7 protein-coding genes and 1 pseudogene are annotated in these 8,374 nt (G+C 68.1%); 1 reads left to right on the plus strand and 7 read right to left on the minus strand.

The features are described 5' to 3' along the window. The 5 genes from N177_RS14705 to N177_RS14725 all read right to left on the minus strand — a co-directional run bounded on the left by N177_RS14705 (nucleotide 1) and on the right by N177_RS14725 (nucleotide 6,377). On the minus strand, nucleotides 1-1,674 hold the full coding sequence (locus tag N177_RS14705) for a hydantoinase B/oxoprolinase family protein (protein ID WP_023433162.1): 1,674 nt from the start codon (nucleotides 1,672-1,674) through the stop codon (nucleotides 1-3). After that, nucleotides 1,671-3,752, minus strand: a complete 2,082-nt coding sequence (locus tag N177_RS14710) for a hydantoinase/oxoprolinase family protein (RefSeq protein ID WP_023433163.1) — start codon at nucleotides 3,750-3,752, stop codon at nucleotides 1,671-1,673. The genes N177_RS14705 and N177_RS14710 overlap by 4 nt, the downstream gene beginning before the upstream one ends. Before the next feature lie 66 nt (nucleotides 3,753-3,818). Beyond that, complete coding sequence (locus N177_RS14715) at nucleotides 3,819-4,514, minus strand: GntR family transcriptional regulator (protein ID WP_023433164.1); 696 nt, start codon at nucleotides 4,512-4,514, stop codon at nucleotides 3,819-3,821. Between the two features lie 88 nt (nucleotides 4,515-4,602). Next, the gene (locus tag N177_RS14720) at nucleotides 4,603-5,217 is read right to left on the minus strand and encodes an HD domain-containing protein (protein ID WP_210163435.1); all 615 of its coding nucleotides are present in this window, start codon (nucleotides 5,215-5,217) and stop codon (nucleotides 4,603-4,605) included. Between the two features lie 77 nt (nucleotides 5,218-5,294). Further along, nucleotides 5,295-6,377: an alanine racemase gene (locus tag N177_RS14725; protein WP_023433166.1), complete on the minus strand. Its 1,083-nt coding sequence runs from the start codon at nucleotides 6,375-6,377 to the stop codon at nucleotides 5,295-5,297. Between the two features lie 373 nt (nucleotides 6,378-6,750). Between N177_RS14725 and N177_RS14730 the strand changes: the two are divergent. Further along, nucleotides 6,751-7,062, plus strand: a pseudogene (locus N177_RS14730) (ATP-binding cassette domain-containing protein); the annotation flags it as partial. A 14-nt stretch (nucleotides 7,063-7,076) separates the two neighbouring features. Here the strand turns inward: N177_RS14730 and N177_RS21915 are convergent. Both N177_RS21915 and N177_RS14740 read right to left on the minus strand, forming a co-directional pair. Next, the gene (locus N177_RS21915) at nucleotides 7,077-7,664 is read right to left on the minus strand and encodes a hypothetical protein (protein ID WP_023433168.1); all 588 of its coding nucleotides are present in this window, start codon (nucleotides 7,662-7,664) and stop codon (nucleotides 7,077-7,079) included. 286 nt (nucleotides 7,665-7,950) lie between these two features. Further along, a partial coding sequence (locus tag N177_RS14740) for an IS630 family transposase (protein WP_040485878.1) occupies nucleotides 7,951-8,374 on the minus strand: 424 nt, incomplete at its 5' end.

Genomic DNA, 8,374 nt, shown 5'->3' on the forward strand with positions numbered 1-8,374 from the left:
TCACTCCGCTGCCGAAGCGGCTCGCGGCCGCGCCAGGCTCTCGGGAATTCGCCCCTCTCGCACGTCTCGCTCAAGAAGGTCTGGATCGCGCTTCTGGAGCGTCCCGTAGGCCCCGCTGCCGGGGGTGCGGATCGACAGAACGTGGTTCCGGGCGAGCGCGATGTCCGCCTCAGCCGACTTCAGGACCCGCTCCTCGTCTGTTCCGGGATCCAGCACGAATCTGCCTCGCTCGCCGTCCCCGCCACCGGCGAGGCCCAGCGCCGGCACGTGCTGACGCTCCGACGACAGGCTCACCGTGATGCCGTCGGCAAGCGCCCGATAGTCACGAACGACGCCCGTGCCACCCCGGAACTGTCCGTAGCCGCCCGATCCGTCGCGCAGCGCGTAGCGCTCGAGCCGCAGGGGATAGGCGTGCTCGAGCGCCTCGATCGGCAGGTTCGCGGCGCCTGAGGCGTGCACGCGCACCGCGTCCATCCCGTCGCGATAGGCGCGCGCACCCATGCCGCCGGCGATCGTCTCGTAGTTCACGAAATACTCGCCGCTGCGCGGATCGGGCCCGGCGAAGACGGCCAGGTGATGCGGCCCGCTGCCGGCGATCGCCTTCTCGGGCATCGCCTGCGACAGTGCGGCGGCGATCGCGTCGCCGAGCACACCGCAGGAGATCGAGCGGCAGCCGACCGGCGCCGGCGCCTGCGGCTGGACGACCGAGCCCTTCGGGGCGAGGATCTCGATCGCGTCGAAGTAGCCGGCATTCGCCGGCACGTCGGGATCGAGCAGGCTCTTGGCGACTGTGTAGACCGTGGCGATCAGCGCCTGGTTCGGAATGTTGCGGGCCCATGTGAGCTGCGGCGCCGAGCCCTCGAAATCGAGGATCATGCGGCCGTCGCCGATCGTCACCTTCAGCGCGATTCGCGCGCGCTCGCCCTCCGCCTCGCCGTCGAGGAAGTCTTCGGCGTGATACGTGCCGGGCGCGACACCGCGGATCGCCGTTTCGAAGCGGCGCCTGGTGAACTCCAGATAGGCGTCGATCGCCGCGTCCGTCGTGTCGCCGTAGCGCGCGAACAGCGCCTCGACGCCGCGGATGCCGGTGTGGTTCGAGGCGAACTGCGCGTTGAGATCGCCGACCCGCTCGTCGGGCGTGCGCGAGTTCAAGAGGATGATGTCGAGGACGTCCTTCAGGACCTTGTTGCCGCGCATGATCCGCACGGGCGGGATGCGCAGGCCCTCCTGGAAGATCGAGCGGCAGACCGCCGCCTCGCTGCCCGCGACCATTCCGCCGACATCGGCGTGATGGGCGATGTTGGCGACATAGGCGACGATCTCCCCGTTCCGGAAGACGGGAGCGATCACGTTGATGTCGGGCAGGTGCGAGCCGCCACCGCTGTACGGGTCGTTCGCGACGAACATGTCGCCCGGCTGGATGTCCTCCAGCGGGAAGCGCGAGCGGATCGCGTCGACGGCGCCGATCATCGAGCCGAGATGGACAGGTACGCGCTGGGCCTGGGCGATCACCCGGCCGCGACTGTCGAACAGGGCGGTGGAGCAGTCCGCCCGCTCCTTGATGTTCGGCGAGAAGGAGGTCCGGATTAGCGTGGCGCCCATCTCCTCGGCGATCGACAGGAGATGGCGCGAGACGACCTCGGCGGTGATGGGATCGACGGCCGGCGCGGTCATGACTGTCCTTCCGGGTTCGCTTCAATCGAGATGTGGATCATGAGGTTGCCGAAACGGTCGATCAAGACGCGTGCATCGGGCGGGATGACAGTTGTCGCGTCCATCTGCTCCACGACCGCCGGGCCCTCGAAGCTCGTCTCGAGCGGCAGCGACGTCCGGCGGTAGATCGGCGTGTCAGTGAAGTCCGTATCTGGATACCACACCGGCCGGACCTCGATCAGCGCTTCGTCGAGGGTGCCGCGCGCGGCCTTGGCCTGATCCGGCGGGGGCACGGGACGGACCACGCCGACGCCGAGGCGTATATTGACGATCTCGACCGGCCGATCGCCCATCCGGTACCCGTAGGCCTGCTCGTGGGCCGTATGGAACTGCTCGACGAGGCCGTCGATCGTCGCCTCGTCGAGGCGGTCGGAGGGAAGCGCCGCTGCGAGCTCGAAGTTCTGCCCGACGTATCGCATGTCGGCTGCCCACTCATAGACAGCGTCCTGCGCGGGCAGGCGCTCGGTGCGCAGCCAGGCCTTCGCCTTTTCGCCGAGCTGCGCGATGCCGTCCTGCAGGACGGCCAGCGAGGAGGCCTCGGCGGTCGCGAGCCTGGTCAGGCTGAAGTCGCCGCGCGTGTCGGCGTGGAGCAAGCCGAGCGCCGACAGGATGCCAGGGCGCTGCGGCACGAAGATGTGGGGGATCCCGATGATGCGGGCGATGTCGCAGGCGTGCAGCGGCCCCGCTCCGCCGAACGGCATGAGCGCGAAGCGGCGGGGATCCTCGCCCTGCTCGACCGAGATGACCCGGACGGCCCCCATCATGTTGACGTTGATGATCTCGACGACGCCCGCCGCCGCCCGGACCGCGTCGAGGCCGAGCGGGCCGCAGAGACGCGTCTCGATCGCCTTCAGGCCCTTCTCTGGGAACACCTGCATGCGGCCGTCGAGCAGCGCCGACTGGTTTAGCCGGCCGAGCACCATGTTCGCGTCCGTCACCGTCGGCAGCTCCCCGCCGCGGCCGTAGGAGGCTGGGCCCGGCATGGCGCCCGCGCTCTTCGGCCCGACCTTGAGCAGGCCGCCCGGATCGATCCAGGCGAGGCTGCCGCCGCCGGCACCGATCGTGTGCAGGTCGAGTGTGCGTGTCCTCACCGGGAATCCCGCCATGTCGCGCGCGCCCTTCTTGCCGGGGATGCCGTCGCGGATGAGCGCGACGTCCGTCGACGTGCCGCCCATGTCGAGGGTCACGACATTCGGGAAGCCGGCTTCGGTGCCGAGGCCGGCCGCGCCTATCACCCCGCCCGCCGGGCCGGAGAAGAAGGTGTTGACCGGCATCGCCCGGACCGCGGCCGGCGACACCGCGCCGCCGTTCGACTGCATGATGAGCGGCTCCCGCTCGACGCCGAGATCGTTCACGCCGCGCTCGAAGCGCTCCAGATAGGTGTCGATGACCGGCAGAAGACTCGCATTGACGGAGGTTGTGGCGAAGCGCTCGTACTCGCGGAACTCGGCCAGCACGCCCGACGACGTGCAGAGATAGACGTCCGGCCAGACCTCGCGCACGATCTCTGCCGCCCGCGCCTCGTGGGCCTGGTTGGCGTAGGAATGCAGGAAGCAGATGGCGACCGCGGTGCAGCCGCGCGCCTTCAGGCGCGCGGCTGCCTCCCTCACGGCCTCCTCGTCGAGCGGCACGATGACGCTGCCGTCATGCGCGACCCGCTCCGTCACCTCCTCCCGGAGATCGCGGGACGCCGGCGGCGTCGGCTTGGGCACGTCGAGATTGAAGAAGTTCGGGCGCCGCTGCCGCGCAAGCTCGATCACGTCGCGGAAACCCGCGGTGGTGATCATGCCGGTTCGCGCCCACTTGCCTTCGAGGATGGCGTTCGTGGCGAGCGTGGTGCCGTGGCAGACGAAGCCGATCTCGCCGGGATCGATCTCCGCGATCTCCAGAAGCTCCCGCATGCCCTGGAGAATGCCTCTCGAGGCATCGTCAGGCGTGGTCGGTGTCTTGTGGAACCAGTAGCTGCCGCTCGCCACGTTCGCGAGCGTGAGGTCGGTGAACGTCCCCCCGGTGTCGATGCCGATCCACGCGTTGCCCACCCGATGCCTCCATATGTGTATCCTGTATACAGGATACACATATGGAGGCATCGAGGCAAGCCTGCCTCAGGGCCGCCGAAGCCCGACCGCCAATTGCGCCATGTCGTCACCGGTGGAGAAGAGGTGGCGCTCCATCCGGGCAGCCGCCGCGTCCGCGTCGCGCGCCACGATGGCTTCGAGGATCTCACGATGGTCGTTCTGGACGCGGTTCAGGTGATCCTTGTAGGCCGGTCCGAGCTGGCGGTCGCGCGCCGCGATCATCAGCGAGGAGCGCGCGAACAGGATCATCCTCCGGAGATCGCTCAGGAGCCTCTCGAGATATACGTTTCCGCAGGCCTGAAGGATCATGTTGTGGAACGCGGTGTTGAGCTCGAACAGGCGGTCGAGATCGTCGCTCTCCAGCACCGTCTGCGCGTCGTCCACGAGGCTCCTGAGCCTGCCGATGTCGCGCTCGCCGAGCCTGGTCGCCGCGTCGCGGACCGCCAGCGCCTCGAGGGCCGCCCGGCAGCGATAAAGGTTGAGGAGGTCGCCCGCCTCCATGCGGCGCACCTCATAGCCGCCGCGGTCGAGCGGCAGCAGGATGCCGTCCTGCTGCAGCTTGCGCATCGCCTCGCGCACGGGGGTGCGGCTGACGTCGAGCTTTTTCGACCACTCGAGGTCGCTCACCCGCGTCCCGTGGCCGATCTCGCCTGAGAGGATGCGGCTCCACAAAATGTCGTAGATCTGGTCGAACAGCGGACCGGTCCGGCTCGGCAAGTCCATCTTTATGCCGCTCTCCTTCGGCTCGGCGGATGATCTGATCGGGCGGCGCGCCTTGCGCCGCCGCCGCTTGCTTGCTTCGGGTCCCTCCTTACAGCGAAAGGGGGCGCTTGTACTTGTCGGAAATCGTGCCGTCCTGAATCATCCCCCCCGCCAGCATGATCTGCCAGTAGCCGATATCCGCCATGTGCACGATGGTGTTCTCGAGGCTGCGGATCATGAGCTCACCCTCGCCCGAGTGGCCGGCTGCGATGTGGGCCACCTCCTCCGGCAGGCCGACTATCAGGCAGATATGGGCGCCATAGGTCGGATGGCGCAGCGAGGGCAGGCCGTGGCGGGCGCGGTCGCCCTTCCAGCGGCGGCGATTCTCCGGGTCGAACTCCCAGGGCTTGCCGACATCGTGGCAGATGCCGCCAGCGACGAGTATGTCCCGGTCGATCGGCAGGTCGGGGGCCGACGACGCCATCTCGTCGGCGATAACGATCGAGAGGCGCGTCACGCCGCGGATGTGATCGGTCTGGTCGCCGCTCTTCTGGATCATCTTCTCGGGATTGCCGGCCGGCGGAATGTCGGCGATCGAGCCGTAGCTCGAATTGGCGATCGCCACCGCCCAGGCCTCGATGCAGCCCGCCTTGAGCTCCGCGTCGCGGATCTCGCCGAGCTCCGGAAGCTCGGCTGCGATCCTCTCCCGCAGTGGATCGTCCACCCGGGCCAACATCTCCTCATAGGACGAAAGCTTCATCGCGACATCGCTCCTTGCTGCTTCATCTGAATCCCCGACGGTTACCAGCCACCGAAGCGGCGCCACTCGGCCCGGACGGCGCCGTCCGCGTCGAGGGCATGGTAGCGGTCGTGCTGCGCGGCCGTGGCGCAGGCGTGGTTCGGCAGGATGCGCAGCTTCGTCCCGACCGGGAGCTCCGGCAGGACGGCCCCGCTCCCCGGGCGGACGGTGACGATGCCCTGCTCCTGGTTCGTCTGGCTCACGATCAGGTCCGGGTAGGGGCGACCGTCGACATCAGCGACCAGGCCATAGCCCTGGTCGACCGCCTGCCCCGCCGTGCCGCGATCGCGCGACATCGCCATCCAGCCGGCGTCGACGAGGATCCAGCCGCGCTCGCGCTGATGGCCGACTACCGATGCGAGGACGCTGATCGCGATGTCGTCGATCCCGCAGACGCCGATCCCGGCCATGACGAGGTCGAAGAAGACGTAGACGCCCGCCCGGACCTCGGTGACGCCCGTGAGGTCCCTGGCGAAATGCGCCGTCGGCGTCGATCCCACGCTGACCGCCGGGCACGGAAGCCCTGCGTCCCGGATGAGTGAAGCGCTGCCGACCGCCGCCGCACGCTCCTGCTCGGCCATGGCCACGATGGCATCAGGATCGGCGAGCCCGTAGGAGCTGCCGGCATGCGCCATGACTCCAGCGAGGCCCGCGCCGCTGTCGTGTAGGATCCGGCCGATGGCGACGAGGCGCTCCCCGTCAGTCGGATGGACGCCCGCGCGATGACCGTCCGAATCGATCTCGATCATGCAGGGGATCTCGATGCCCTCACCGCGCGCCCGCGCTGCCACGGCCTCGGCGGCCTCCTCGTTGTCGACCGCGAGCTTCAGGTCGATGCCCTGCCTCCGCAGCACGACGGCACGGTCGAGCTTGTTCGGCACGATCGAGACGGCGTAGAGCAGGTCGCGCACCCCCTCGGCGGCAAACACCTCCGCCTCCTTCAGCGTCGACACCGTGGCCGGCCCCTCGGGCGAGGCCATCATCAGCCGGGCGATCTCGATCGATTTGGGCGTCTTGAGGTGAGGGCGCAGGCTGATGCCGAGCGCCGCCATCCGCTCACGCAGTCGCTCGATGTTGCGCAGCATCGCCTCCTCCCGAAGAAGTAGGCACGGGGTTTGCAGAACAGTTGCGTGCATGGGTCCTCGCGCGGGTTAAAGCCGCCGCCGACCTTGTATACGGAATACAAGGGCGCCGGAACCGGGTTGAGGCGGCGTGGCACGGTCGAGATCGCACCGACCAGGCCCAAGAGCCTGCCGGGCCGCGGCTGCCTCGCCACCGGCACCCTCTCGCGTATCCTGGATAGATAACAAAAGGCGAGCACCTCAATGCGTTCAAGGTATCTTGTGGCACTTGCGGCGGCGCTGTCGCTGGCAACCACGGCTTTCGCCGCCAATCCTGCCTCCGCCGACACGCCCGAGGCCATCAAGGAGCACGGCAGCGTCATCATCGGCGTCAGGGGCGCTGCTTCAGAAGGTTCGGCTGGCGGAGAAGGAGGCGGCGTATCCAGGCGAATTGTCAGGCGGCCAGCAGCAGCGCGTGGCGATCACGCGATCTCTAGCTATGAACCCGGACGTCATGCTGTTCGACGAAGTGACCGCCGCGCTCGACCCGGAGACGGTGAAGGAGGTGCTGGTCACGATCCGCCAGCTCCCCGAGGAGGAAGGCATGACCTGAATCATTGTCACGCACGAGATGGGCTTCGCCCGCGAGCTCGCAAACAATATCTACTTCACCGATGGCGGACGAATCGTCGAGCAGGGCCCGCCGGCCTTCCCTCCGCAGCCCTATTGCGCTTCGGCGTCGTCCGGGCGTGCGCAGTGCGAGATCGACTCGAAGATCGTCTCCTGGATCTTCGGCTCGCCGAGCATCTGCGGGCGCGGATCGTCGGCCTTCAGCAGCCGCAGGCCCAGGATCGGCGAGTGCTGGTCGAGGAGCCCCACGGCGCGCAGCCACGTCATGCCGGGCCGATCGCCCTCCACCCTCGCCAGCACGGCCTCGGCCTCCTCGCTCGACAGATCCTCGAACGAGATGAGGTACAGCGCGTCGCCCTCCCCGGCGGCGAACATCGTGCTCGGGTCGCCCGCGGGGGGCCCGTACAGATCGCGGTTCCAGTCGGTGATGTAGGGGGCCCACTCGAAGAAGCCCCAGTCCGAGGTGTACTCCTCGGTCTCGAAGGCCTTCGGCGAATCCACCGTCCAGAGGGCGAGATATTGCCGCGCCGTGTTGAGGCCGGTCGCCTTGAAGCGCTGGCCCGAGAGGAAGAGCGGCTTTCGCAGCATCTGGGCGAGCTTCGGCCCGCTGTACCAGTCGTTCCAATCCGCCTCGCGGCCGGGATCATTGAAATTGCATCGCACGCAGTAGACGAACGCCATCTCTCTCACACCTCTTCATCGGGATGCCGATCTCATTCAGTCGATCGGATCGCGCTCCCAACGCCGCGCGGGTGGGCGGCCGCTCGCCGCCCTCCTTCCCCTGCTCGCGCTGCAACTTCCGCGCCATCGTGGCCGACCGCACCACGCGGCGCCGCGCCGAGCATGAGGCATGTCCTCGACGCACACACTGCTCTCCGCAAAGACAACCAGTCGCAGTGAGCAGAAGTGGTGGAAAGACGAAAATCGGCTCGGGGGATCACGGTCGAGTAGCTAGAGCACTTTCCCATCAGAACGCATCATAGCCTGCCGCGGCGAAGTAGTTGCGGCACTCGGTGGGCGTGAAGCGGTCGATGGCGTCGGCAACGGCATCCCAGAGTTCGGTGATGGTTCGCTTGGCGGCACCGTTCAGCAGCGCCTTGAGCTTGGCGAAGACCATCTCGATGGGGTTGAAATCCGGGCTGTAGGGCGGGAGGTAGCGGACGGTCGCGCCTGCCGCCTCGATCGCCTCCCGGATGCCGGCGACCTTGTGGGCGGGCAGGTTGTCCATCACGACGATGTCGCCGGGCTTGAGCGTCGGGGCGAGGACCTGCTCGACGTAGGCCTTGAAGGCAGGCCCGCCCATCGGGCCGTCGAGCAGCATCGGCGCCGTGAAGCCGCCGAGACGGAGGCCGGCAGTGAAGGTCGTGGTCTTCCAGTGCCCGTGAGGCACT

Origin of the sequence: Lutibaculum baratangense AMV1 (assembly GCF_000496075.1) — a bacterium.
Classification (GTDB): Bacteria; Pseudomonadota; Alphaproteobacteria; order Rhizobiales; family Tepidamorphaceae; genus Lutibaculum; species Lutibaculum baratangense.

What these genes read in the sequence shown, in the direction of transcription:
- N177_RS14705 (WP_023433162.1), bottom strand. Translation starts at nt 1,674, where the DNA reads ATGACCGCGCCGGCCGTCGATCCCATCACCGCCGAGGTCGTCTCGCGC.
- N177_RS14715 (WP_023433164.1), bottom strand. Translation starts at nt 4,514, where the DNA reads ATGGACTTGCCGAGCCGGACCGGTCCGCTGTTCGACCAGATCTACGAC.
- N177_RS14725 (WP_023433166.1), bottom strand. Translation starts at nt 6,377, where the DNA reads ATGCTGCGCAACATCGAGCGACTGCGTGAGCGGATGGCGGCGCTCGGC.
- N177_RS21915 (WP_023433168.1), bottom strand. Translation starts at nt 7,664, where the DNA reads ATGGCGTTCGTCTACTGCGTGCGATGCAATTTCAATGATCCCGGCCGC.